Below are 22,971 nucleotides of genomic sequence, written 5' to 3'. Positions count from 1 at the left end.
TTCGAGTAAACATATACCTTGGGACAGCGGCGGAGCCCGCGACACCGCGCTGTTCGGCCTGGGACCTCAGCTCGGTAGATTTCGTATCGCGGCATTCGGTTTATCGACCGTGTCTGGGAACCGCTCGTCGAGCACGACGCACGAAAGACCTGTTCAGGCGTCCGTCCGGACGGATTCGAACGCGCCGCGTGCGATCCGGTCGGTCACACTCGCGGCGTCGATCTCGGGGACCGTTCCCGGGTATTTGCGGCGGAAGAAGCCGACCACGTTGCGCACGTCGCGCGCGAGCAGCTCCCGTGCGTTGTCGTGGTCGGTCGGGACGGCCTGCGGCCAGTCGAACACGGTGATCCCCTCCGAGGAGACGGCGACGTTGTACTCCGACATGTCGGCGTGGACGTAGCCCGCCTCGTACGCCGTCGCCAACTCACTCAAGACGAGATCGAGCACGCCGACGGCCTGGGACGACTCGAGCTTCGCGCGCCCGAGTTCGACGCCGGCGAACTTCTCCATCACGATGGCGTGACGGTTGTGGTCGACCGGGCGCGGCACCCTGACGTCGGGGTACAGTTCGGTGAGGACCTCGTGTTCGCGCTCGGCGGCCTTACGGGCGGTGTAGAGCCACGAGACGTGGTGGTGGTCGGCCGTGTACTCCCGCTCCTTGTTGACCTCCCGGAAGTTCGTGTACCCCTCCCGGTGGAACTTCAACGCGAGGGGTTTGTACGACTGTACCTCGAGCACGTCGCTCTCCTTGCCCACTCCCAGCGGAGCGCCGACCCCCTGGATGGTGTCGCGCTGGGCGAACGTCCGCAGCGCCAGGGCGTCGTACCCCTCGAAGGTGAGCTGGTACCCCTCGTACTGGATCGTCTTTCGCTGGACGAGATCGCGACTCATACACCGGTCGAGCCGGTAATCGACGTTCTCGGGCGTCAGGTTCGCGTACTCCGGGAGCTTCCCGCGGTCGACCCACTCGGAAAACCGCATCCCCTGCTCGACGCCCGAGAGGAGATAGAAGTCCTCGGGTTCGAGTTCGGCGATCAGCCCAGCGACGTTCCGCACCATGTGCGAGCCTGGGCGACGACGCGGTAAAAGCCCCGCGTGTCGGCCGTCGGGAGTTCACTCAGCACCGTGCCGTCGAATCGGACGACTCGAGACGGGTGGCCTCGACGCGCGTCCCGTGCGTCGTTTCGGGCGGCAAACCTCATACCGCTATACAGAATCTGTGGACGCGAGCGACTCGGCTCGCCGAACGGAGCTCACGGATCGGACGGGTTGGGAGCGTTATTCGATCTCTCTTACTACTGTTGCCGGGTTCCCTTGGACGACGACGCCGGCCGGCACGTCGTCGGTGACGACGGCCCCCGATCCGACGACGGCCTCGTCGCCGACGGTCACCCCCGGGTTGATCACGGCACGCCCCCCGATCCAGACGTCGTCACCGATCGTCACCGGTTTGCCGTACTCCGGATCCTTGGCCCCCTCCTCCCGTCGGAGTGGGTGTGACGCGGCGTAGATATGCACGCCCGGACCGACCAGACAGTTCCGCCCGATCTCCACCGGGCAGACGTCCAGCACGACGCAGTCGAAGTTCGCGTAGAAGTTCTCGCCGACGTGGACGTTGGAGCCGTAGTCGCACCGAAACGGCGGCTCGACGACGCAGTCGTCGCCGAGCGACCCGAACAGCGCTTCGAGCAGTTCCCGCCGTCGCTCGCGGTCGCCCGCCCGCGTCTCGTTGTACCGCCGGGTGAGGTCGTTCGCCCACTCGCGCTCGGCGACGAGTTCGGGGTCGCCCGCGTCGTACAGTTCGCCGTCGAGCATCTTCTCTTTCTCCGAGGGCATAACGAGCGGTACACGCCGACGTATGAGACACCCATCGCGTGCGAGCCGTGTCGAGCGGCCGGTGGGCGGTGGAGACGAGAAGACGCGACGAGCAGGTTCGTTCTCACCTGTCGAGTCGGTCCCCGCCCAGTCAGCCCTCGCCCGACCGTCGTCCTCAGCGACGTGACTCCGTGACGCGAGGCCGTCCGTCTCGAAAAAAGCGGATTCAGTCGTTCACTGGGCGGGCGTTCGTTCTTCGAACGGCTGGACGATGACGAACCCGCCGTCCTGGGAGAAGTCCAGTTGGAACGTCTCGCCCGAGGATTTCCCGATGAAGCTCTTGAGGTTGAGGTCGCGCTTCGTGCTGGGGGAGACGTTACCGCTCCAGGCGACGGTCGCCTGCGGATCCGTCCGGACGGGCGTCGGAACGACGAGCGGTTTGCCGTGGGTCGTGATGGCGATGTAGCCCGGCCCTTCGAGATAGACGTTGAACATCCCGCCTGAGGACGATCCGGCGATGCTGTCCATCATCTTGATGTCCCAGTTGACGCTGCTCTCGAACGCCAGGATGTCGTTGCCGTTGACGCTGATCTGTTCGCCCGGGTCCAGTTCGATGATCTGGACGTCCTTGCCCTGGTCGGCGAGGTAGAGGTGGCCCGTCCCCGACGCCTGCATCATCACGGCTCCCTCGCCGGTCACTTTCTTCTTGAGCATGCCGGTCACGCCGCCTTCGGTCTTCCGCTCGAACGAGATGTCGCCCGTGTACGACACCATCGAGCCGGCCTTGGCCATGACGCTCCCGTCGAGGGCGACGTCGAGCAGTTTCGAGTTTTCGAGCTGGAAACCGTCTCCACCCTCCTGCGGTGCGTTCTCGCTGACGAATTGATCGAGATCCATTGGTTGATTCTCCGAGCCACCCGCGGTAGCTCGGTTGCTTCTCTCTCCGCAGGAATATAATACAGTACTGCTGACTGTTACCTTCCCACATATCTCTCGGACGCTGTCACGACCGATCGGTCGGCCCCTGGCCGGAACCCATTTGACCGGGACGCGCTATCGCTCCGACATGGATACCGCCGACCGCGAGTGGCGCGTGATTCGAGAGGAGTCGCGCCCGGGACCGATGCAGATGGCGCTCGACGAGGTCGCCGCCGAGACGGCCGCCGCGGGCGGTCCCCGGACCGTTCGGCTCTACCGCTGGGAGCCGTCGTGTCTCTCGCTCGGCTACCACCAAGCGCCCGACACCGTCGACTGGGAGTGGTGTGCGCGCGAGGGGGTCGACGTCACCCGCCGCCCCACCGGCGGCGGCGGCATCTACCACGATTCGGTCGGCGACCTCTCGTACTCGATCACCGCCCCGCGCGAGGAACTTCCTGGGGGGCTCATGGACTGTTACCACGCGCTCCTCGACCCGGTGCTCGACGGCTTCTCCCGCGTCGGCGTCCCGGTCGAGTTCGTCTCCAGCGAGGCCCCCGCTCTGTACGAACCGGCGTGTTACCTCCGCGCACTGAACCCCGCCCACGACCTCGTCGTCGCCGGCGACGGCCGAAAGGTGAGCGGCAATGCCCAGTACCGCCAACGCGATGCGGTCGTCCAACACGGCTCGATCACGTACTCGGCCCTGGCCGACCGCCACCTGTCGGCGTTCGCCGATCCAGGGCGCTCGGCCGCCGAGTTCGCCGACCGCGTCACCGGCCTCGACGAACACACCGACGCCGATCGGGACGCGGTCGTCGCGGCGTTCGAGGACGCGCTCGCGGCGTGGTGTGACGCGGACGAGGGGGAGTGGACCGACGACGAGATCTCGCGCGCACGCGAGCGCGTGAACGAAAAATACGCGTCCGACGAGTGGGTCCACCGCCGCCCGCGTGCCCGCTCGTGAGCTGACTTCAGAAACCGAAGTCGTCGACCTCGGGGCCGAACTCCTCGACGATCGTCTCGTGGATCTCCGAAACGGGCGGGAGGTCACGGGTCGGATCGAGCCAGTGATCGGAGAGCCAGCGGTAGCGGACCGTCCCGGCGGAGTCGACGAGGAAACACGACCGCCGCGAGCGCTTCGTCAGCCCGAACGTGCGGTAGGTGACGCCGAACGCGTCGGAAAGCGCGAGGTCGGTGTCGGCGTAGAGCGGGAAGCCGATCTCGAACCGGCTGATGAACTCGCGGTGAAGTCGGACGCCGGACCGACTGACGCCGACGACCTGGACGTGATCTCCGCTCGCGAACCAGTCGAAGTCCCGGAAGGAACACCACTGCTTGACACAGTCGGGACTGAAGTCCATCGTGTAGAAACAGAGGAGGACGGGTCGGTCGTCGGTGAGCTCCGACAGCGCGACCGACGAGACCGAACCGTCGGTATCGACCAAGTCGGCGCGCACCGCGGGCGGCCGCGCCCCGACCGCAAGCGGCTCGTCTCCGACGCTCGTCGCGCGTGACTCCTCCCCGGACTGGTGTCCTCCGGCCATCGTTCGACGGGTCGCTTCCCGGGGGTAATAACCTTACAGCTCGACTATCATTGTTGATTCCCGAGCCGGTTACGCGACCGCGACGGCGACGCTCCGAAGCGCCTTTCTCCCGGCGTTCCCTGCCATCGAACATGCGAGTAGGCGCACACGTCTCTATCTCCAAAGGCTCACATCCGAACGACGACGAGAAGCCTCCGTACGGCGACCTCCGAAATGCGGTCCACCGGCAGGTCACCTTCGGTGGCAACTGCGGGCAGATCTTCACCCACTCCCCACAGGTCTGGCAGGACCCCGGCATCGACAGTGACGAGGCCGAGAAGTTCCGGTCGGCGTCGGCCGAACGACTCGACGGCCCCTGGGTCATCCACTCGTCGTACCTCGTGAACCTCTGCACCCCCAAGGACGGCCTCCGCGAGAAGTCGCTCGACTCGATGCAGAAGGAGATCGACGCCGCGTCCCAGTTAGGCATCGAGTACGTCAACGTCCACCTCGGCGCCCACACCGGGGCAGGCGTCGACCGGGGCCTCGACAACGCCATCTCCGTCCTCGACGACCTCTCGATCCCCGAGGCGGTGACCGTCCTCATCGAGAGCGACGCGGGGTCGGGGACGAAACTCGGTGGCGACTTCGAGCACCTCGCCACCGTGGTCGAGGGGTCCGAACAGGACCTTGACGTCTGTGTCGACACCGCCCACGCGTTCGCCGCGGGGTACGACCTCTCCACGGCAGCGGCGGTCGACTCCGTCGTGGCCGAGTTCGACGACATCGTGGGCTTAGAGCATCTCAAGTGCATCCACCTCAACGACTCCAAACACGCCTGCGGGACGAACAAGGACGAACACGCCCACATCGGCGAGGGCCACATCGGCGTCGAGGGGATGCGCCGGATCGTCAGCCACCCCGCGCTCGAAGACGTCCCGCTCGTTCTGGAGACTCCCACGGAAGACGGCCGCGGCTTCGCGTGGAACATCGCCCGCGTGCGCGAACTCGCCGCCGAGTAGCTATGGCCTGAACCGCCGGTGATTCCCGAGGACAGCCCTCAAGACTGTTCATGGTTCGGCTCTGTCCCGTTCCGAGGCATGTGTGTGAGCAGTTAACTCCCCACATGATGCAGTACACAGTTGGTGGCATGAATTGTCAACACAACAAGGTATAGGGGAGAGAACAGTCGAGGAGTTCACCGCGGGCTTCCGCGGTGAGGTCTTCGAACCGGAAACGGAGGAGTACGACGAGGCGCGGAGCATCTGGAACGCGATGATCGACAAGCGGCCAGCACTCATCGCGCAGTGTGCGGGCGTCGCGGACGTGATACATAGTGCGAGCGCATACCCGCGTCTTCAGGCGCGGGTCAAGCGGACAATAGCGTACATCTCCACCGACGATGGTACGGCAGGATTTCCCACCGTGTACGATAGTTCTAACACACCACAGAGGCATAGTGTGTAGTACGGATGAAGACCACACGGCACGCAACATACAACCTCAACTACCACATAGTGTGGGTACCGAAGTACCGCCAATCGGTACTCGTCGGTGACGTTGCAACCCGTGTGCGAGACATCCTCCACGAAATAGCCGACGAGAAAGGGTTGGAGATTATCGACCTTACCGTCCAACCCGACCACATCCACCTGTTCGTCAGTAGCCCGCCGAAACACGCCCCCTCGCTTCTCGCCAACTGGTTCAAAGGCATCAGTTCTCGGAAGTACAACCACCGCCACGCCGATCATGACGGCGAGAAAATCAAGTGGGCACGCGGCTACTACGCGGGTACAGCGGGTCACGTTTCGAGTGAGACTGTCGAGAAGTACATCCAGCGCCACGAGGAGGACGAACAGTGACCGAACTCACCGAGACGCTGGAACTCAAGCTTGCGGAGCCGAACGCCCACAAGCACCGCAAACTCTGTGAGACGAAACGAGCGTACCAAGACGCGCTCGAAGCCGCGTTCACCGCCAACTGCACCACACAGTCAGCGGCCAACGACGTAGTGGTCAACTACAACCTGAGCGGCTACGCGAAGAACGCGCTCAAGAAGTACGTCCCACAGCTCTGTGGCGGAAGCTACGACGCGAAAGAACTTCACGACGATCACCCTGTCCGATTCACGAACGAAGGCCCGAAGCTTGACCACAAGCCACAGAACGCAATCGAGTGGTACGTCAAAATCCCGCACCACGACGACTACAACCTCTGGTTGCCCGCGCAACCGAATCCCGAACAGCGGGAGTGGTTGGAAGCGTTACACGCGGGAGACGCGGAGATGGGTGAGTGTCGGTTGTTCGACCGTGACGGTAAGTGGTACTTCCACATCGTCGCTACGCGAGACGTGGAAGAACGAGAAACCAGTTCGGCGGAGACGCCGATTGGGGTAGACATCGGGGAAGCCTCTTTGTTAACGGTGTGTCACCGTGACGAGCGCGGCTCCCCGACTGCTCCCAACCTCTGGAACGCAGAAGGCAAGCGAGTCAGGCAACTCCGTGAGACGTACTTCACGGCGACTCGACGCCTTCAGAAACGCGGAAGTGAACGAATCGCTGAGTCCTACGGTGACGAGTTGTGGCGACACATCGACCATATCCTTCACACGGTCACGTCGGAGGTCGTCGCCTACGCCGACCAATTCGAGAATTCCGTGCTGGTGTTGGAAGACTTGACGCACATCCGTGAGAACATGGACTACGGCGCGTTCATGAACCGGCGGCTTCACGGGTGGGGGTTCGCCAAGATGCACGCTCAGATTCGATATAAAGCGGCTGAGAAAGGCATTCGTGTGGAGACGGTGAATCCTGCGTACACCTCGAAGACGTGCCACTGCTGCGGAGAACAGGGCTACCGTCCGAAGCAGGCGACGTTCAAGTGTTCCAACTCGGGGTGTTGGGTTTCAGAGTACCAAGCAGACGTTAACGCCGCGCTCAATATTGCAGACCGCTACCTCAGCGGAGAGAGTCACTCAAGAGAATACACGAGTGGCGATGACTCGGCTGAGGAAGGGGGACGTTTGACCATCCCACAAGACAGCCAAGCCGATGCTGACACCCAGCAAGAGACGCTTGGAACGTATGCGTCTTGAAACCTTAGGGCCGCGCTCGGCCTGAAATCCCATGGTGGGATTCCCGCGACTTTACGCGCGGGAGGAGGTCAATCGGTCCGTCAACTTCGCACGCGACACGGGGATGGACCTCGCGGTCAAGGGGGCCGGTCACAACATCGCGGGCAACGCGCTCTGTGACGACGGCATCGTCGTCGAGCACGACCTCTCGGCGATGCGCTCTGTCCACGTCGATCCGGAGGCGAAGACGGCGCGTGTCGAACCGGGCGTGACGCTCGCCGACCTCGACCACGAGACACAGGCGTTCGGTCTGGCGACACCGGTCGGATACAACTCGACGACGGGCATCGCCGGTCTGACACTCGGTGGGGGATTCGGCTGGCTCTCGCGGAAGCACGGCCTCACGGCGGACAGCCTCCTGTCGGCCGACGTGGTCACGGCCGACGGCGAACTCGTCCACGCGAGCGAGACGGAGAACGAGGACCTCTTCTGGGGTCTCAGGGGAGGCGGTGGAAACTTCGGCATCGTGACGTCGTTCGAGTTCCAACTTCACGAGTTCGGCCCGGATATCCTCTCCGGACTCCTCGTCTACCCGGTCGAAGACGCCGCCGACGTCCTGCGGGAGTACCGGACGCTCGCGGACGACGCACCGGACGACGTCGTCGTCTGGTGTGTGCTCCGGTACGCCCCGCCACTTCCGTTCCTGCCCGAGGAGTGGCACGGTAAGAAGGTCATCGTCCTCGCGGCGTTCTACGCCGGTGAGATGGAGGACGGCGAAGAAGCGCTCCAGCCGTTCCGCGACATCGGCTCGCCCATCGTCGACGTCGTCTCGCCGCACGTCTACGAGGAGTGGCAGCAAGCGTTTGACGGTCTCCTCGAACCGGGCGCGCGCAACTACTGGAAGTCACACAACTTCGTCGAGTTCACCGACGGGATGATCGAGAATTTCGTCGAGTACATCGAGACGATGCCGACACCGCTCAGTGAGATCGCCATCGCACAGTTGTGTGGGGCGATCAACGACGTCCCGTCGACCGAGACGGCGTATCCACACCGCGACATCAAGTACCTGATGAACCTCCACACTCGCTGGGAGGACCCAGCACAGGACGAAGCGTGCATGGCGTGGGCACGCGAACTGTACGACGCCATGACGCCACACGCGACCGGTGGCGTCTACGTCAACTTCATCCCCGAACGCGACGGTGCGGAGAAGTTGGCCTACGGCGACAACTTCGCACGGCTGGTCGAGGTGAAAACCCGGTACGACCCGGAGAACCTCTTCAGCGTGAACCAGAACGTGCAGCCGACCGGCGCGGATGCGGGCACCGCTGCGGACGACTGATCCCACACCGGAATCCAGCGGTTTTTTTCCCTCTACCGAGTACGCGACGTGTGCGCAGGTTCACCGCCGAGTACCTCCGACGGACACGCGAGGGGATGTGGGACGACTCGCGCGAGGCGCTCGCGGACCTCGACCTCTCGACGCGAACGCGGATACTCGACGTCGGCGCCGGGACGGGCGAACTCTCCCGCGTGCTGGCGGCGGCGTCCGACGCCGAGGTGGTCTGTCTCGACGCCGACCGCTCGCTCCTGTCCGTCGCCCGGGCCGACACCGGCCTTTCGGCTGTCGCCGGCGACGCCACGCGACTCCCTTTCGTCGACGACGCGTTCGACCTCGTGGTGTGTCAGGCGCTCCTGGTGAACCTCCCGGACCCCGCCCAGGTACTCCGCGAGTTCGGCCGTGTTTCATCGGAGTTGGTGGCTGCGGTCGAACCGGACAACGCCGCGGTCGGCGTCGACTCCACCGTCGAGGCGGAGGTCGAGCTCGAACGGCGCGTCCGCGAGGCGTACCTCGACGGCGTCGAGACCGACGTCGCGCTCGGCGACCGACTCCCGGCGCTGTTTTCGGCGGCCGGCCTGTCCGACGTTCGGACCAGCCGGTACCACCACGACAAGTCCGTCGCGCCGCCCTACAGTGAGGCCGACCTCGAGGACGCGAAGCGGAAGGCCACCGGCGAGGGACTCGCCGCCCACGAGACGGAGCTCCGGCGGGCACTCTCGGGGGAGACGTACGACGTCCTCAGGCGCGACTGGCGCGAGATGGGACGGACGGTCGTCGAGCAGATGCGCGAGCGCGAGTACCGCCGCGCCGAGGTGGTGCCGTTCGACGTGGTCGTCGGACGGGTCGGGCCGTCGCTCTCGTGATCACGAACACGACCGCGGCCACGGCCACGACGCGGCACGACCGCAGCTGACGGCCGTGGCCCGACGGGGCGCTCCCGCGCGGCCGTCGTCAGCCGAGGAACAGGTCGACGAGGTCGCCGCTGGACTGGCCTCGGTAGAGTTCGGAGTAGCCGCAGTTGGTGCACGTCACTACAGTAAAGGTCCGGTTCTGGATATCGAACATCTTCGAGAGGCCGGTGCCGGACGTGGCGATGTCGTCGATCTCGGTGCCGGTGTGACCGCACTTCGGACAGCCCGACTCGTCGCCGCGGTGATCGGATGGAGGGCTCATCGGGCCGAAATCGCGTCCACGGGCTCAAAAAGCCGTCGCTGACTTCGAACGCGCCCGTGGCGAGTCCAACGCTTATCTCGCCGGCGCGACGACTGCCGTCCATGGCCGAAGCCGCCCTCTTCGCCCTCGTGCTCCTCGTCGGCGTCGGCGGGACGCTCCTCCTCTTCTTGCTCATCGACGGCGAGACGAGCGGCTCGGAGACGATGGAGCGCGCCGATGCCGAGGCGTACGCGCGACGACGATCGGCCGAACGGTACGCCGACGACGCGCCGGCGGAGGACACCCGCGACGACCGCGCGTGAGACGCCGGAGCCGTCAGACCACGTCGCCGCGGACGCTCGTCCCGGTCTGTGCGGCCCGGTACTGGCTCATCGCGTCGCTCGCCGTCTCGGCCTCGTCGGCGTCGAGTCCGAGCATCTCCAGCGCCGCCGGGAGCGTCGGGAACGGGAGTTCGCCCTCTCGAACCCGAGCCAGCGCTTCCTCGTCGCGGCGGCCGTCGACCCACAGCTGGACGCCGCGGGGGTCGAGAATCTCCTCGTAGGCGTCGCGGGCGACCGCGCCCTTCAGCCGCTGGGTGACGTTGTCGTCGAAGCTCGCGTTGCACACCTCGAGGTGGATCTCGCCGTCGACCTCGTCTAAGAGGTGGGCGGCGAGGCACTTCTCGGGGGCGGCGTAGCCGTTGTCGTTCGTGTGGAGGAACTCGGGGTGGGTCTCGGCCCACGACGCTCTCACCGACGAACCGACGCCTTTGACGCCGTACTCCGCCTCGAACGCCTCCGCCTGGGAGCGGTCGCCGCGCATGAGCATGTCCTTCGTGAGGTAGACGTCGAGGCGGTCGATGGGGTCGAGGCCGAGCGCGACGTCACCGTACACCCACAGCTCCCGGACGGGGACGGGCATTTCCTCGGTGTCGACCGTCTCGATGATCCGTTCCACGTGAGCGAGCGCGACGGCACGGTCCATTCTCGATCGGGTGTGGGTGTCGAGCGGACAAAACGGTGCGGGTCGGAGCTCGTCCAGAAGCGCCATCGCGTTCGATTCGGGGCTAGAGCGAGGGGGAGATGAATCGGTACGTCAGGTTGGCGACGCCGGTCGCCTCGCCGCGCGAGGGATGAGCGAGCGCGTGAACGAGTGAGCGAATCGGCTGGGGAGGACGTGGCTGTACCCGCCCTGCCGACCGCGCGACCCGGTCGCGCCCGACGTTCTCTGTCGTGTCTTCTGGGTTCCCCGTCGCGTACGTCGATCGATCCAACACGTCCAGTCTCTCGCCCCGGCGTCACGGGTTCGAGACGAAACCCACATGACCGCCCCCCGACAACCCCCGGCAGATGGAGTGCGACAAGTGCGGGCGCGAGGCGGTCATGCACGCGGCGTACTCGGGGCTGCACCTGTGTGAGCGCCACTTTTGCGGTTCGGTCGACAAGCGCGTCCGCCGCCGGATCCGCGAGGATGGCCTGCTCTCGCCCGAGGCGACCCCCGACGACCCCGAGACGTGGGTGATCGGGCTCTCTGGCGGGAAGGACTCCGTCGTCCTCACGCATATCCTCGCCGAGACCTTCGGGCGGGATCCGCGGGTCGAGCTGGTCGCTCTGTCGATCCACGAGGGGATCGAGGGCTACCGCGACGCCTCTCTTGACGCGAGCGAGGAACTCACCGCCGAACTCGACATCGACCACGAGATCGTCACCTACGCCGAGGAGTTCGACCTCCGGATGGACGACGTCGCCGCGTCGGACCCCGAGGGGATGGCCCCCTGTGCGTACTGCGGCGTCTTCCGCCGAGACGTCCTCGAACGCTACGCCGAGGCGCTGGACGCGGACAAACTCCTCACGGGCCACAACCTCGACGACGAGGCCCAGACTGCGCTGATGAACTTCTTCTCTGGGGATCTCAAGCAGATGGCCAAACACTTCGACGCCTCGCTCGGACCGTTCCCCGATCGCGCGGAGAGCGATCGGTTCGTTCCGCGCGCGAAGCCCCTGCGCGACGTCCCCGAGAAGGAGGTCGCGCTGTACGCCCACCTGAACGATCTGCCGGCGCACATCACCGAGTGTCCCCACGCGAGCGAGGCCTACCGCGGGGAGATCCAGCGGTTACTCCTCGACGTCGAGGAGTCCCATCCGGGCACGCGCCACTCGATCCTCGCGGGCTACGAGGAACTCGCCGAACTCGCGGCGATCCGGTACCGCGACGACGACGGAGAGGAGTTCGGGGAGTGCGATCGGTGCGGCGCGCCTACGGCGCGCGACCTCTGCCGGAAGTGTTACCTCGTCGAGGCCGTCCACGAGGCCTGACTCGCCTGGGACACGAGCGGTCCCGGTCCTCACTCCTTCGATCGTCGACGCCGCGGACCGGAGGACGCTCCGGGTGAGCGGCCACGACCTGTCGAACCTCCGTCTCCACACCGTAAACGGACGAGAGAAGCGTTCTTCCGGGTGTTATCTGTGTCTCGACCGCTGACGACCCTCGACGAACTATTCTATATATTCTATAGAGTGCAGATGCTCGTCATACGCCATTTACTCTATAGTCTATATATTTTATTGAGATATGCGCGCGCGGATACATAAAGAAAGAGCGGACGGACCGAGAACGACGACGGACGCGAAAACGCCCGCGTCTCAGCGGATGACGTCGAGGCCGTTGTTCTTCTCGACCTCGTTGTGACCGCCGTCGGACTGCCAGCCGGCTTCGGCGTTCTGTCGGGCGTCGAACTGCTGGCCCTGGCCGTTCGCCTGCCCCGACTGCGACTGTCCAGCGGACTGGGCGTTGATGCTCTGTCGCGAGCGGTCGGCCTGCTTCTGCGTGGTCGGGCCGAGCACCTGTGCGGACTGGACGCCGGTCATGATGGCCATGACGCGGACCTTGCCCTTGTACTCGTCCTGGATGCGAGCGCCCCAGATGACGTTCGCGCTGGCTTCGAGCCGTTCGGTGATGTTGTTCGCGATGCCCTCGGCCTCTTTGAGCGTGAGGTCGGGGCCGCCTGTGATGTGGACCAGTCCACCGCTCGCGCCGCGGTAGTCCACGTCCAGCAGGGGATGATTCATCGCGTCGTTCACCACTTCCTGGGTCTTGTTCTTGTCCTGGGTCTCGCCGACGAGCATCACCGCGACGCCGCCCTGGTTCATGATCGTGGACATGTCCGCGTAGTCCAGGTTGATCAGCGAGGGCTGGGTGATGGTCTCGGAGATGCCCTTGACCGTCTCGGCGATGATCTGGTCCATCACGGAGAAGGCCTTGCCGATGGGCAGGTTCGGGACGTAGTCGAGCAGGCGGTTGTTGTCGAGGACGATGATGGAGTCCGCCTCGTTGCGGAGTTTCTCCAGGCCTTCCTCGGCTTTCACCGTCCGCGCACGCTCGACGTTGAACGGGGTCGACACCATGCCAACGACGATCGCGCCCTGTTCTTTGGCGATCTTCGAGACGACGGGAGCCGCACCGGTCCCGGTGCCGCCGCCCATCCCGGCCGTCACGAACACCAGGTCCGCGTTGCCGAGTACCTCCTTGATTGTTCCCTGCGCCATCTCCGTGGCACGCTCGCCCATCGAGGGGTCGCCGCCGGCACCGAGCCCCTGCGTGAGCGACTTGCCCACGAGGATCTTGGTGTCGGCCTCGATCATCTTCAGGTGCTGTTTGTCGGTATTGATGGCGACGGTGTCGGCCCCGTCGACGCCGATGTTGTACAGGCGGTTGATAGTGTTGTTGCCGGCGCCGCCACAGCCGACGATGACGATCCGTGGATCGCCGAACGTGTCGTCGTCGGTCGACTCGGCTTTGGCTTTGCGTTCGGCCTCGTCGCGCTGCATGGCCTCCTGCACGATGTCCTGCATCGTTAGACCCTCGCCCAGCTGCGCTTGCCCGACGTCGACTCGCGGGTGTCGCCCTGTTCGTTAATCATGTCGCGAACGGCCGACCGGATCGCCTCGCTCCGGTTCGGGAACTCTCCCGTTTCGACCATTCGTTCGACTTCTTCGATCTGCTGCTTCGGAATCCGTAGTGTCACACGCTCCATGGTTGTTGCATTCCCCCGGTAAGACGGCTCGGATGTCGGCCCGTGTTATCGTCTTACACGCTCGAACCGAACACCGGCGGCACACCGTGCCACCGTCCGGGAACGCTGTAAGACGACCGTCTTACGCGATCGTATGGTATTCCGCTTGTATTATAAATCTACCGGCGACCGTAAGACAAAAACGTAAGTCGGACGTTTCGAGGACTGTTAGTACGCATTTCGGCGTTTACGGTCGGTCGAGAACGTCCGCAGCGGGCGTTCGTCGGCCGCAACCGGGGCAGAACGCCCAGTCCGATCGGAGCTCGTCGCCGCACTCACAGAACGCGAGCTGTGACGTCTTCTCCCCGCAGTTCGGGCAGTATACGTGGTCAGGAGCGACGGTTTCGCCACACTGGCTACACGGCGCGCCGTCCGTTTGCAACTCGTCGTCCGCGCGCACCCCAGGTGTCTTACGATCGTCTGCACTCGCGTCCGCGTCGGACTCCCCGTTTACGCGGGGTTCGGGCGCGACGCCGTCGACGGAGATGTTGACGTTGACCTCCTGTGGGTCTCTGCGGGCCGCTCGCCCGTGTAAACGCTCGTCTAGCCGCTCTGTGATCAGAGAGTCCACCCGCGCGGCCAGGGCGTCGTCGACGCTGTCTCCCGGCGTCTGCGACGTCTCACGTCCCGTCCCGTCGAGGTACGCGCGGAGCGCCTCGCGCATGACCTCGCTTTTCGACGCGTCGAACTCCTCGAGGCGTCTGACGAGGTCATCGTCGGCACGGAAAGTGATCTTACTCATCATCTGCCCGATGTACGTCGGAGTACTTGAACGTTTACACCGTGTCGGACGTTTGTCCGTCGGCTGTCTTCCAGCCGACGCGAGCCGGCACTCTCTGCCTGCGCACACGCACTTAGGGGCGCGGCCTCGCTACGAGTACGTATGCAAACGCGCCAACTCGGCCCGTACGAGGTAGGGGAGATCGGTCTCGGCACGTGGAACATCGGCTCCGACTGGGGAGACGTGTCCGACGAGGCGGGGCGCGAGGCGGTCCGCACCGCGCTCGACGCCGGCGTGGACTTCCTCGACACGGCCGACGTCTACGGCGACGGCCGAAGCGAACGTCACATCCGAGCAGTGCTCGACGAACGCGACGCGTCCGACGACGTGGTCGTCGCGACCAAGGCCGGCCGCCGGCTCGATCCCCACGTCGCCGCCGACTACGACTACGACCACCTCTCGTCGTTCGTCGACCGCTCCCGGGAGAACCTCGGCGTCGACTCGCTCGACCTCCTGCAGTTGCACTGTCCCCCGACCGACGCCTACTACCAGCCCGAGACGTTCGACGCCCTGTCTCGGCTGAAAGACGAGGGCCGGATCGACGCCTACGGCGTCAGCGTCGAGAAGTGCGAGGAGGCGCTGAAGGCCATCGAGTACCCCGGCGTCGAGACGGTCCAGATCATCTTCAACCCGTTCCGCCAGCGCCCGTCGGAGCTGTTCTTCCGTGAGGCGTATCGAGAGAACGTCGGCGTCATCGTCCGCGTCCCGCTCGCGTCGGGGCTCCTGACGGGTGCGATCGACCGCGAGACGACGTTCCCCGAGAACGACCACCGCAACTTCAACCGCGACGGCGAGGCGTTCGACGTCGGCGAGACGTTCGCGGGCGTCCCGCTCGACGCGGGGCTCGACGCAGTCGACGACCTCGAACGAGCCGTCCCCGAGGAGATGACGCTCGCGGGGTTCACCCTGCGGTGGATCCTCGACCACGACGCGGTCAGCACCGTCATTCCCGGCTCGACCACGCCCGAGCACATCGAGGGGAACGTCGCCGCGGCGGACCACCCACCCCTCTCGCACGAACGACACGGCATCGTCTCCGACGTCTACGACGCCCACGTCCGCGAACACGTCCACCACCGCTGGTAGGCGGAACCAACGCCGTCAGCCCGGTGCTTCCGGCGGTGGCTCGCGACACCCGTCATCTTCAAGTTCACTTTCACCGATCCACGCGTAGTGGCAGTCTCGTTCGACCTCTTCGGAACCCTCGTCGACGTCGACCGACCGGACGACCCCGCGGCCGCCGTCGCAGCGGAACTCCGAGCCCGCGACGTGGCCGTCCCCGCCGACTTCGGCGAGGCCTACCGGGAGCCGCAGATCGACGCCCCCGACGGCGCCGAGATCCCGCTGCCGGCACACGTCGGGAGCGTTCTTCGCTCGCGGGGCGTGACCGCGTCGGACAACGCCGTCAGACGGGCGATCGTCTCGGCGTTCGACCCCCAGGTTCGAACGCGCCCGGGTGCGGTCGCGGCCGTCGACGCCGCCCGCGACCGCGGCCCAGTCGGCCTGCTCTCGAACTGTAGCGTCCCCGAACTCGTCGGGCGGACGCTCGTCCGCTCGGACCTCTCTCGGAAGCGATTCGACAGCGTCGTCACGAGCGTCGGCTGTGGCTGGCGCAAGCCCGCACCCGCCGCCTTCGAGACCGTCGCCGCCGCGCTCGACAGTTCAGTCGAGACGCTCGTCCACGTCGGCGACTCTCGGGCGACCGACGGCGGGATCGACCGGCTCGGCGGCACCTTCGTCGACGTCCGCGAGGTCCCGCTCGCCGAGTTCCCCGCGTGGCTCGCCGACCGGACGGCGGAGGGCGACGGGACGCGGACCGACGGCGGCCGCGAGACGCGTGAGCGGGACACGAGGTGTGGATGCCTGTGACGGCGACCGCCGCGGTCGGCCTCGCCGCGCTCCTCGACCGGCTGGTGGCCGAACCGCCCGCGAGCGTCCACCCGGTGGCGCTGTTCGGCCGACTCGTCGCCCCCGCGGACCGGGCGTGGCCCGCGCCGACGCTCGTCGGAAGCGTCGTCGCCGTTTCCCTCCCGCTTCTCGCCAGCGGTGCCGTCTTCGCGCTGATCCGTGGACTCGGCTTCTCGACCGCGCTCGCAGCCCTCACGACGGGACTCGTCCTGTTTTCGACCACGAGCCTCCGCCTGCTCACCGACGAGGCCCGGCGGGTGGTGACGCTCTCGAACGACGATCTCCCGGCCGCCCGGACGGCCCTCCGGTCGCTCGCCGGCCGCGACGCGAGCGCGCTGTCGGGGTCGGAGGTCAGAAGCGCCGCGGTCGAGAGCCTCGGGGAGAACCTCGCCGACGGCCTCGTCGCCCCGCTCGCGGCGTTCGCGCTCGTCGCCCCCCTCTCGCTGGCGGGTGCCGCGGCCGCCGCGACCTGGGTCAAGGCGGTCAACACCCTCGACTCCATGCTCGGCTACCCGCACAAGCCTCACGGCACCGCCAGCGCCCGCCTCGACGATCTGACGATGTGGCTTCCCGCGCGCCTGACGGCCGTACTGATCGCCGCCGTCGCGCTTGACCCCGGTGCACTCTCGCGGGCGCGCAAGCAGGCACGGAACCCGCCGTCGCCGAACTCCGGCTGGCCGATGGCGACGCTCGCGGCGGTGTTGGGTGTCGCGCTCGAAAAACCGGGTGTGTACGTCCTCGACTTCGGCTCGGCCCCGAGCGTCGCCGACGCCCGCCGCGCCGGCGCGCTGGTCACCCGCGCCGGCCTGCTCGCGTTCGCCCTCGCGGGGGTGGTCGCGTGGTTCTGAGGGCGCTGCAGGGCGCGTTGGCGTTCCTGACGCGGCTCCCCGTCGGCGGCGACGAGCGGGCCTGGGACGCCTTTCGGCGGACGCCGGTGGCGTTCGTCCTCGCGGGCTACGTCGTCGGCGGCTTCGCCGCGCTCCCGCTCGCCCTCCCGTTGCCGCTTTCGACCACCGCCGCGCTCTACCTCGTGACGCTCTACCTGCTGACGGGCGTCACCCACGCCGACGGCCTCGCCGACGTCGCCGACGCCGCCGCCGTCCACGACGACTCGACGGATCGAGAGCGTCGCCGGGCGGCCCTGAAGGACGCTGACACCGGCGTCGGCGGGACGCTCGCTGTCGTGTTGACGCTCGCGGCGCTGACGCTCGGCGCGCTCGGAATGGCCGGATCGGGCCCGCGCGTCGCCGCGACCATCGCGCTCGCGGCCGAGATCGGGGCCAAGACGGGGATGGCGACGCTCGTCTGTCTCGGCGACGCCGCCCACGAGGGACTCGGCTCCGCCCTCGCCGACGAGGCGGACGCCGCGGCGCTTCTTCCCACGCTCGTCGCCGCCGTCCCCGTCCTCGCGCTCGCCCCGCCCCTGGGCACGCCGGCGGTCGTCGCGGCGCTCCTCGGCGGCCCGGTCGTCGCGGTCTTGCTGCTGCGCTGGGCACGGGGGGCACTGGGCGGTGTCAGCGGTGACGTCTTCGGCGCGGCGAACGAACTCGGCCGCGCCGTCGGCGTCCACGCGGGGGTGGTCGCGTGGGCGCTTCTGTAACCCTCCCGGCGCTCGTCCTGTGCGGTGGGGCGGGGACGCGGCTGGAGGGAGGAGAAGAGAAACCGCTCGTCACCGTCTGCGGGGAGCCGATGCTCGACCGCGTCGTCCGCGCGCTCCGCGCGAGCGCCGTCTCGACCGTCCACGCCGTGCCCTCGCCGCGGACGCCAGAGACGCGTGCCCGCGCCCGCGAACTCGGGCTCGCCGTCGTCGACGCGCCCGGCGACGGCTACGTCGCGGACCTCCGCCACGCGCTCGACGCCGTCGGCTCGCCCGTGCTCACCGTCGTCGCCGACCTCCCGCATCTCGCGCCCGACCACGTCGACCGCGCGCTCGCCGACGCACGGAGCGCGGAGGGCGTGGCGTCGCTCACGGTCTGTGTCCCCGTCGCCCTGAAGTGCTCGCTCGGTGTGAGCGTCGACACCCAGTTCGACCACGACGGCCGCGCGGTCGCGCCGACGGGGTTGAACGTCGTCGGCGTCGACGCCGAAGAGGCCGAAGAGGCCGAAGAGGCCGAAGAGGCCGAAGAGGCCGAAGAGGCCGAAGAGACCGAAGAGATCGAAAGCGTGTCTGTCGTCGACGACGAACGGCTGGCCGTGAACGTCAACCATCCCACCGACCTGGAGGTGGCCGAGTCGCGATGCGACTGATGCTCGTCGCGGGGACGACCCGCACGGCGGCCGTCGACGGCATCAGCGCGGCGGGAGCCACTCCCGAACTGCGCTGGCACACGCCGAGCGCCGACGCCGAACTCGTCCGGTACGGCCGCCTCGTCCGCTCCTCGTTCGTCCCCGTGAGTCCGACCGGCTGTCCGACGCCCGCGCTGGTGACGCGGGCCGTCGTCGAACTGCTCGGTCTGGACGTCGTCGTCTGCGACGGCGGACTGGCGAAGCCGACGGGTGCGCCGACGGTCGGCTTCGGCGCGAAGCCCGGCCACGACGTCCGCGACCCCGACCCGGTCCCCACCGCACCGGGCGCGTTCGCCGCGGCGAAGGCGTTCGCCGAGCGGCTGAACGAGGACCACCTCGTGGTCGGCGAGACGATCCCCGGCGGGACGACGACCGCGCTGGCCACGATGCGGGCGCTCGGCGAGCCGTACCCGGTGTCGTCGTCGCTCTCCGACAACCCGCTCGCCCGGAAGGAGGAACTCGCCGAGGCGGCGCTCGCGGCGTCAGATCTCGCCCCCGGCGAGTCGGCACACCATCCCGAACTCGCCGTCCGGTTCGCCGGTGATCCGGTGCTCGCGGTCGTTTCCGGCCTCGCCGTCGGTGCGCTCGAATCGGGAACGCGCGTCACGCTCGCCGGGGGCACCCAGATGGTCGCGGCGAGCGCGCTCGTCCGCCACGCGGGCTCGGTCGCCCCGCTCGAACTCGCCACCACGTCGTACGTCGCCGACCACGTCGACCTCGCGCCCGCCGCGCGCGACCTCGATCTCGACCGGACGGTGACCGACCCCGGCTTCGCCGACGAGCGCCTCTCGGAGTACGCCACGGTCGGGCGCGAGGGGGCGGCGATGGGCGGGGCGCTGGCGCTCGCCCAGCGCGCCGGCGCACTCGACGCGGTCGAAGGCCGCGCGCTCGCGCTGCTCGACAGTCTCGTTGGGGACGGCGTCTCGGGCGACACGGACGGTGACCGGGAGGGGACCCGTGGACCCTGACTCGGTCGCCGAGGTGGGCCGGGCCGTCCACGGCGGGTCGACCGCGCCGCTCGACTTCAGCGCCAACACCAACCCCGAACGTCCCCCGGGCGTCGAGGCGGCCTACGACGAGGCGTTCGCGGCCGCGACCCGCTACCCCGACGACTCCTACGCTGACTACCGCGAGGCCGCCGCCGACTACGTCGACTGTGCCCCGTCCGAGGTCGTGCCGACGGCGGGCGGGACGGAGGCGATCCGCCTGGCGCTCGCCACGCACGTCTCGCCCGGCGAGAGCGTTCTCGTCCCGACGCCGAGCTTCGGCGAGTACGCCCGAGAGGTCCGTCTGCAGGGGGCCACGCCTGCGTTCGCCCCACACGACGAGGTGCTCGACGCCCCCGTCGCGGACCACGCCGTCGCGGTCGTCTGCACGCCGAACAACCCCACCGGCGATCTCCCTGCGCCCGACGACCTCGACCGGTTCGTCGCCCGCTGCCGGGACGAAGAAACGCTCCTCGTCGTCGACGAGGCGTTCCTCGATTTCACCCCGGCCGACTCGCTCGCCGGGGTCGACGGCGTCGTCGTCTGCCGGTCGCTGACCAAGATGTTCGGCCTCCCCGGCCTCCGGATGGGTTTCGCGTGTGCGACCGGCGACGCGTTCGACCGGATCGAGACCGCCCGCCCCACGTGGAACCTCTCGGCCCCCGCGGCCGCGGTCGGGGCACACTGCCTCCGGCAGGACGCGTTCGTCTCGCGCACGCGAGAACGGGTCGCCAGCGAACGCGAGCGCATGCGAGATCGCCTCGTGAGCGAGGGATACGACCCACACCCCTCCGACGCCCCCTTTTTGCTCCTCGGCGTCGGCGCGCGCACGGTCGCGGCGATCACAGACGGCCTCGCGAGCCAGGGGATCGCCGTCCGCGACTGCGAGAGCTTCGGGCTCGACTCACACGTCCGCGTCGCGGTCAAACACCGTGAAGAAAACGACCGACTGCTGGAGGCGCTCGCCCGTGTCTGACCTGCCGTCCGACGCCCCCGCCGACGCCGATGGGACCGTCGAGACCGACCGTACCGACGCCCCAGTCGAGGTGTTCGAGACGACCGTCCACGCGGGCGTCTGCCGGTTCCTTCGTCCCCGGACGCGGTGGCTCTCGACCGGCTGGAACGGCGGGGAGTCTCGCGGGCCGGCGGCGTACAACGTGACCGTCCCCGACGGCTGGCCCGAGACCGACCTCGCCGCTTACGTCGAGTCGCGGCGGACCGACGCCGGGTTCGATGCCGCGGGACCGACGCTCCTGACCGGCGTCTCCCAGGCGCACGCCCGGCGCGCACGGCTCGACGGCGTCGAGGCGGTCGTCACCGCGGGCGTCTCGAACCCGGCGGCGCTGCCGGTGACCGACGGCGAGGCGTCCGACGCCGGCTCCGACTCCGCGACCGATCGCCCCGCCGAACACCCCGGGACGGTCAACGTCGTCGTCGGTACCACCCGCGCGCTCGCACCCGGCGCGCTCGCGAACCTCCTCACCGTCGCCGCGGAGGCGAAGGCCGCCACGCTCCTCGCCCGCACGGGCGTCCCCGGCACGACCACGGACGCGGTCGTCGCGGCCTGCGATCCAGCGGGACCTCGGGCCCGGTTTTCGGGGAGCGCCACGCCCGTCGGCCGGGCCGCGCGGGCGTGCGTCCGCGACGCCCTGCTCGCCAGCCTCGACTCGCGGTACGCCGACGGCGAGATCCCGACCGTCGCGGACGCCCCGTACGGCGTCGTCACCGACACTCGGGCGGTGGTGACGCGGCTGTGAAGGGGCTCGTCGTCGCCGGCACCGCCTCGGGCGTCGGCAAGACCGTCACGACGCTCGCGCTCTGTCGGGCGCTGATCGACGGTGGTCGGACGGTTCAGCCGGCGAAAGCCGGCCCGGACTTCATCGACCCGAGCCACCACGCGGTCGTCTGCGACCGACCGTCGCGGACGCTCGACCCGTGGCTCCAGGGGAAGGCGGGGACGCGGCGGAACTACGCTCGCGGCGACGGCGACGTCTGCGTCGTCGAGGGGATGATGGGGCTGTACGACGGCGACACGTCCACCGCGGCGGTCGCCGCGGGCCTCGGGCTCCCCGTGGTGCTCGTCGTCGACGCCGCCGCGGGGATGGAGAGCGTCGCCGCGACCGCCCTCGGCTTTCGCGCGTACGCCGCCGAGTCCGGCCACGACGTGGACGTCGTCGGCGTCGTGGCCGCACGCGCCCACGGCGGACGACACGCGGCGGGCATCCGCGACGCGCTCCCCGACGGCCTCGCGTATCTCGGCCGGACGCCCCCGCGCGACGACCTGTCGATACCGGAGCGTCACCTCGGGCTCCACATGGGCCGGGAGTCGCCGCCCGACGACGCGGCGCTCGCCGCCGCGGCCGACTGTCTCGACGCCGACCGGGCGCTCGAACTGGCGCGCGAGCCGCCCTGGTTTCCGGTCGAGACGGATCCGATCCCGGAGCACGGCTCGGCCGACCCGCCCCCGACCGTCGCCGTCGCCCGCGACGACGCGTTCTGTTTCGTCTACCCGGCCACGGTCGAACGGCTCCGCGAGCGGGCGACGGTCGTCACGTTCTCGCCCGTCGCGGGCGACGACCTCCCGTCGTGCGATGCCGTCTACCTGCCCGGCGGCTACCCCGAACGATTCGCGGCCGATCTCGCCGGCGGGCCGACGCTCGACCAGGTCGCGGACGTGGCGGCCGACGGCGTCCCCGTCTGGGGCGAGTGCGGCGGGCTCATGGCGCTCGCGGAGACGCTGACGGTCGACGGTCGCGACCACCGGATGGCGGGCGTCCTTCCGGCGGTGGTCCGGCTGTCCGGCGAGCTCCAGGCGCTCGATCACGTCGACCTCCGCGCCGAGCGCGGGACGCTCACCGCCCGCGCGGGCGAGACACGGCGCGGCCACGAGTTCCACTACTCGACGGCCGACGCCGCGAGCGACGCCCGGTTCGCCTTCGACGTCGTGCGCGGGCAGGGGATCGACGGCCGCGACGGGCTCGTCGCCTACGAGACGCTCGGGACGTACGCCCACCTCCACGCCGAGAGCGGCGCGGTCGACCGGTTCCTCGCTGCCGCCGCGGCGACGCGCTGAGGGGGCTCGGCCGGCGTCGACCGAAGCGAAACCCACATT

General features: G+C 68.1%; 27 protein-coding genes. 18 read left to right on the top strand and 9 right to left on the bottom strand.

The window, feature by feature from the left end; genetic code table 11:
- Nucleotides 1-153 precede the first annotated feature (153 nt).
- The 3 genes from NKJ07_RS12395 to NKJ07_RS12385 form a co-directional block, all read right to left on the bottom strand.
- Nucleotides 154-1,059, bottom strand: coding sequence for a serine/threonine-protein kinase RIO2 (locus NKJ07_RS12395; RefSeq protein WP_318567130.1), 906 nt, complete (start codon nt 1,057-1,059; stop codon nt 154-156).
- Between the two features lie 219 nt (nt 1,060-1,278).
- On the bottom strand, nt 1,279-1,836 hold the full coding sequence (locus tag NKJ07_RS12390) for a sugar O-acetyltransferase (RefSeq protein WP_318567129.1): 558 nt from the start codon (nt 1,834-1,836) through the stop codon (nt 1,279-1,281).
- Between the two features lie 213 nt (nt 1,837-2,049).
- Nucleotides 2,050-2,712 (bottom strand): AIM24 family protein, encoded by a 663-nt coding sequence (locus tag NKJ07_RS12385; protein ID WP_318567128.1) that lies wholly within the window; start codon nt 2,710-2,712, stop codon nt 2,050-2,052.
- 169 nt (nt 2,713-2,881) lie between these two features.
- Here NKJ07_RS12385 and NKJ07_RS12380 point away from each other — a divergent pair, with 169 nt between their 5' ends.
- On the top strand, nt 2,882-3,697 hold the full coding sequence (locus tag NKJ07_RS12380; RefSeq protein WP_318567127.1) for a lipoate--protein ligase family protein: 816 nt from the start codon (nt 2,882-2,884) through the stop codon (nt 3,695-3,697).
- Nucleotides 3,698-3,704: 7 nt separating this feature from the next.
- Here the strand turns inward: NKJ07_RS12380 and NKJ07_RS12375 are convergent, their stop codons facing one another.
- Nucleotides 3,705-4,277 carry a redoxin domain-containing protein gene (locus tag NKJ07_RS12375; RefSeq protein ID WP_318567126.1) on the bottom strand — a complete coding sequence of 191 codons (573 nt, stop codon included), beginning with the start codon at nt 4,275-4,277 and terminating at the stop codon, nt 3,705-3,707.
- A 131-nt stretch (nt 4,278-4,408) separates the two neighbouring features.
- Here NKJ07_RS12375 and NKJ07_RS12370 point away from each other — a divergent pair, with 131 nt between their 5' ends.
- From NKJ07_RS12370 to NKJ07_RS12345, 6 genes are all read left to right on the top strand, one after another.
- Nucleotides 4,409-5,278, top strand: coding sequence for a deoxyribonuclease IV (locus NKJ07_RS12370; RefSeq protein WP_318567125.1), 870 nt, complete (start codon nt 4,409-4,411; stop codon nt 5,276-5,278).
- A 133-nt stretch (nt 5,279-5,411) separates the two neighbouring features.
- Complete coding sequence (locus NKJ07_RS12365) at nt 5,412-5,723, top strand: hypothetical protein (protein ID WP_318567124.1); 312 nt, start codon at nt 5,412-5,414, stop codon at nt 5,721-5,723.
- A 5-nt stretch (nt 5,724-5,728) separates the two neighbouring features.
- The gene (gene tnpA / locus NKJ07_RS12360; RefSeq protein WP_318567123.1) at nt 5,729-6,118 is read left to right on the top strand and encodes an IS200/IS605 family transposase; all 390 of its coding nucleotides are present in this window, start codon (nt 5,729-5,731) and stop codon (nt 6,116-6,118) included.
- On the top strand, nt 6,115-7,350 hold the full coding sequence (locus tag NKJ07_RS12355; RefSeq protein ID WP_318567122.1) for an RNA-guided endonuclease InsQ/TnpB family protein: 1,236 nt from the start codon (nt 6,115-6,117) through the stop codon (nt 7,348-7,350). Before tnpA ends, NKJ07_RS12355 begins: the two co-directional genes overlap by 4 nt.
- 31 nt (nt 7,351-7,381) lie before the next feature.
- Nucleotides 7,382-8,674, top strand: coding sequence for an FAD-binding oxidoreductase (locus NKJ07_RS12350; protein ID WP_318567121.1), 1,293 nt, complete (start codon nt 7,382-7,384; stop codon nt 8,672-8,674).
- 50 nt (nt 8,675-8,724) lie between these two features.
- Nucleotides 8,725-9,537: a class I SAM-dependent methyltransferase gene (locus NKJ07_RS12345; protein WP_318567120.1), complete on the top strand. Its 813-nt coding sequence runs from the start codon at nt 8,725-8,727 to the stop codon at nt 9,535-9,537.
- Between the two features lie 88 nt (nt 9,538-9,625).
- On the opposite strand, the gene NKJ07_RS12340 is transcribed toward NKJ07_RS12345, so the two are convergent.
- Nucleotides 9,626-9,847 carry a zinc ribbon domain-containing protein gene (locus tag NKJ07_RS12340; RefSeq protein WP_318567119.1) on the bottom strand — a complete coding sequence of 74 codons (222 nt, stop codon included), beginning with the start codon at nt 9,845-9,847 and terminating at the stop codon, nt 9,626-9,628.
- Between the two features lie 101 nt (nt 9,848-9,948).
- On the opposite strand from NKJ07_RS12340, the gene NKJ07_RS12335 reads away from it, so the two are divergent.
- Entirely contained in the window at nt 9,949-10,149 is a 201-nt protein-coding gene (locus NKJ07_RS12335; RefSeq protein ID WP_318567118.1) for a DUF8143 family protein, read from the top strand.
- Nucleotides 10,150-10,162: 13 nt separating this feature from the next.
- Here the strand turns inward: NKJ07_RS12335 and NKJ07_RS12330 are convergent, their stop codons facing one another.
- On the bottom strand, nt 10,163-10,810 hold the full coding sequence (locus NKJ07_RS12330; protein WP_318567117.1) for a DUF7095 family protein: 648 nt from the start codon (nt 10,808-10,810) through the stop codon (nt 10,163-10,165).
- Nucleotides 10,811-11,175: 365 nt separating this feature from the next.
- Between NKJ07_RS12330 and ncsA the strand changes: the two genes are divergently transcribed.
- Entirely contained in the window at nt 11,176-12,141 is a 966-nt protein-coding gene (gene ncsA / locus NKJ07_RS12325; protein ID WP_318567116.1) for a tRNA 2-thiolation protein NcsA, read from the top strand.
- 327 nt (nt 12,142-12,468) lie between these two features.
- Here the strand turns inward: ncsA and ftsZ are convergent, their stop codons facing one another.
- The 3 genes from ftsZ to NKJ07_RS12310 form a co-directional block, all read right to left on the bottom strand.
- Nucleotides 12,469-13,677: a cell division protein FtsZ gene (ftsZ, locus tag NKJ07_RS12320; protein WP_318567115.1), complete on the bottom strand. Its 1,209-nt coding sequence runs from the start codon at nt 13,675-13,677 to the stop codon at nt 12,469-12,471.
- A 2-nt stretch (nt 13,678-13,679) separates the two neighbouring features.
- Nucleotides 13,680-13,859: a ribbon-helix-helix domain-containing protein gene (locus tag NKJ07_RS12315; RefSeq protein WP_318567114.1), complete on the bottom strand. Its 180-nt coding sequence runs from the start codon at nt 13,857-13,859 to the stop codon at nt 13,680-13,682.
- Between the two features lie 226 nt (nt 13,860-14,085).
- Entirely contained in the window at nt 14,086-14,640 is a 555-nt protein-coding gene (locus NKJ07_RS12310; protein WP_318567113.1) for a double zinc ribbon domain-containing protein, read from the bottom strand.
- 141 nt (nt 14,641-14,781) lie between these two features.
- Between NKJ07_RS12310 and NKJ07_RS12305 the strand changes: the two genes are divergently transcribed.
- The 9 genes from NKJ07_RS12305 to NKJ07_RS12265 all read left to right on the top strand — a co-directional run bounded on the left by NKJ07_RS12305 (nt 14,782) and on the right by NKJ07_RS12265 (nt 22,932).
- The gene (locus tag NKJ07_RS12305; protein WP_318567112.1) at nt 14,782-15,765 is read left to right on the top strand and encodes an aldo/keto reductase; all 984 of its coding nucleotides are present in this window, start codon (nt 14,782-14,784) and stop codon (nt 15,763-15,765) included.
- 87 nt (nt 15,766-15,852) lie between these two features.
- Nucleotides 15,853-16,548 (top strand): HAD family hydrolase, encoded by a 696-nt coding sequence (locus NKJ07_RS12300; protein ID WP_318567111.1) that lies wholly within the window; start codon nt 15,853-15,855, stop codon nt 16,546-16,548.
- Complete coding sequence (gene cbiB / locus NKJ07_RS12295; RefSeq protein WP_318567110.1) at nt 16,539-17,435, top strand: adenosylcobinamide-phosphate synthase CbiB; 897 nt, start codon at nt 16,539-16,541, stop codon at nt 17,433-17,435. The genes NKJ07_RS12300 and cbiB overlap by 10 nt, the downstream gene beginning before the upstream one ends.
- Nucleotides 17,426-18,187 (top strand): adenosylcobinamide-GDP ribazoletransferase, encoded by a 762-nt coding sequence (cobS, locus tag NKJ07_RS12290; RefSeq protein ID WP_318567109.1) that lies wholly within the window; start codon nt 17,426-17,428, stop codon nt 18,185-18,187. Before cbiB ends, cobS begins: the two co-directional genes overlap by 10 nt.
- The gene (locus NKJ07_RS12285; protein ID WP_318567108.1) at nt 18,172-18,834 is read left to right on the top strand and encodes an NTP transferase domain-containing protein; all 663 of its coding nucleotides are present in this window, start codon (nt 18,172-18,174) and stop codon (nt 18,832-18,834) included. Before cobS ends, NKJ07_RS12285 begins: the two co-directional genes overlap by 16 nt.
- Nucleotides 18,825-19,841, top strand: a complete 1,017-nt coding sequence (locus NKJ07_RS12280; RefSeq protein WP_318567107.1) for a nicotinate-nucleotide--dimethylbenzimidazole phosphoribosyltransferase family protein — start codon at nt 18,825-18,827, stop codon at nt 19,839-19,841. Before NKJ07_RS12285 ends, NKJ07_RS12280 begins: the two co-directional genes overlap by 10 nt.
- On the top strand, nt 19,831-20,835 hold the full coding sequence (gene cobD / locus NKJ07_RS12275) for a threonine-phosphate decarboxylase CobD (protein WP_318567106.1): 1,005 nt from the start codon (nt 19,831-19,833) through the stop codon (nt 20,833-20,835). Before NKJ07_RS12280 ends, cobD begins: the two co-directional genes overlap by 11 nt.
- A 70-nt stretch (nt 20,836-20,905) precedes the next feature.
- On the top strand, nt 20,906-21,616 hold the full coding sequence (locus tag NKJ07_RS12270) for an adenosylcobinamide amidohydrolase (protein ID WP_318570454.1): 711 nt from the start codon (nt 20,906-20,908) through the stop codon (nt 21,614-21,616).
- Complete coding sequence (locus NKJ07_RS12265; protein WP_318567105.1) at nt 21,613-22,932, top strand: cobyrinic acid a,c-diamide synthase; 1,320 nt, start codon at nt 21,613-21,615, stop codon at nt 22,930-22,932. Before NKJ07_RS12270 ends, NKJ07_RS12265 begins: the two co-directional genes overlap by 4 nt.
- The last annotated feature ends 39 nt before the right edge of the window (nt 22,933-22,971 follow it).

The organism is Salinigranum marinum (assembly GCF_024228675.1).
Lineage (GTDB): Archaea > Halobacteriota > Halobacteria > Halobacteriales > Haloferacaceae > Salinigranum > Salinigranum marinum.
This window is presented reverse-complemented; position numbering and strand designations above follow the sequence as displayed.

Coding starts and splice junctions, on each gene's coding strand:
- cbiB (WP_318567110.1), top strand. CDS start 16,539: ATGCCTGTGACGGCGACCGCCGCGGTCGGCCTCGCCGCGCTCCTCGAC.
- NKJ07_RS12315 (WP_318567114.1), bottom strand. CDS start 13,859: ATGGAGCGTGTGACACTACGGATTCCGAAGCAGCAGATCGAAGAAGTC.
- NKJ07_RS12310 (WP_318567113.1), bottom strand. CDS start 14,640: ATGAGTAAGATCACTTTCCGTGCCGACGATGACCTCGTCAGACGCCTC.
- NKJ07_RS12380 (WP_318567127.1), top strand. CDS start 2,882: ATGGATACCGCCGACCGCGAGTGGCGCGTGATTCGAGAGGAGTCGCGC.
- ftsZ (WP_318567115.1), bottom strand. CDS start 13,677: ATGCAGGACATCGTGCAGGAGGCCATGCAGCGCGACGAGGCCGAACGC.
- NKJ07_RS12305 (WP_318567112.1), top strand. CDS start 14,782: ATGCAAACGCGCCAACTCGGCCCGTACGAGGTAGGGGAGATCGGTCTC.
- NKJ07_RS12280 (WP_318567107.1), top strand. CDS start 18,825: ATGCGACTGATGCTCGTCGCGGGGACGACCCGCACGGCGGCCGTCGAC.
- NKJ07_RS12395 (WP_318567130.1), bottom strand. CDS start 1,059: ATGGTGCGGAACGTCGCTGGGCTGATCGCCGAACTCGAACCCGAGGAC.
- tnpA (WP_318567123.1), top strand. CDS start 5,729: ATGAAGACCACACGGCACGCAACATACAACCTCAACTACCACATAGTG.
- NKJ07_RS12390 (WP_318567129.1), bottom strand. CDS start 1,836: ATGCCCTCGGAGAAAGAGAAGATGCTCGACGGCGAACTGTACGACGCG.
- NKJ07_RS12350 (WP_318567121.1), top strand. CDS start 7,382: ATGGTGGGATTCCCGCGACTTTACGCGCGGGAGGAGGTCAATCGGTCC.
- NKJ07_RS12375 (WP_318567126.1), bottom strand. CDS start 4,277: ATGGCCGGAGGACACCAGTCCGGGGAGGAGTCACGCGCGACGAGCGTC.
- NKJ07_RS12370 (WP_318567125.1), top strand. CDS start 4,409: ATGCGAGTAGGCGCACACGTCTCTATCTCCAAAGGCTCACATCCGAAC.
- NKJ07_RS12385 (WP_318567128.1), bottom strand. CDS start 2,712: ATGGATCTCGATCAATTCGTCAGCGAGAACGCACCGCAGGAGGGTGGA.
- NKJ07_RS12330 (WP_318567117.1), bottom strand. CDS start 10,810: ATGGACCGTGCCGTCGCGCTCGCTCACGTGGAACGGATCATCGAGACG.
- NKJ07_RS12340 (WP_318567119.1), bottom strand. CDS start 9,847: ATGAGCCCTCCATCCGATCACCGCGGCGACGAGTCGGGCTGTCCGAAG.
- ncsA (WP_318567116.1), top strand. CDS start 11,176: ATGGAGTGCGACAAGTGCGGGCGCGAGGCGGTCATGCACGCGGCGTAC.
- NKJ07_RS12335 (WP_318567118.1), top strand. CDS start 9,949: ATGGCCGAAGCCGCCCTCTTCGCCCTCGTGCTCCTCGTCGGCGTCGGC.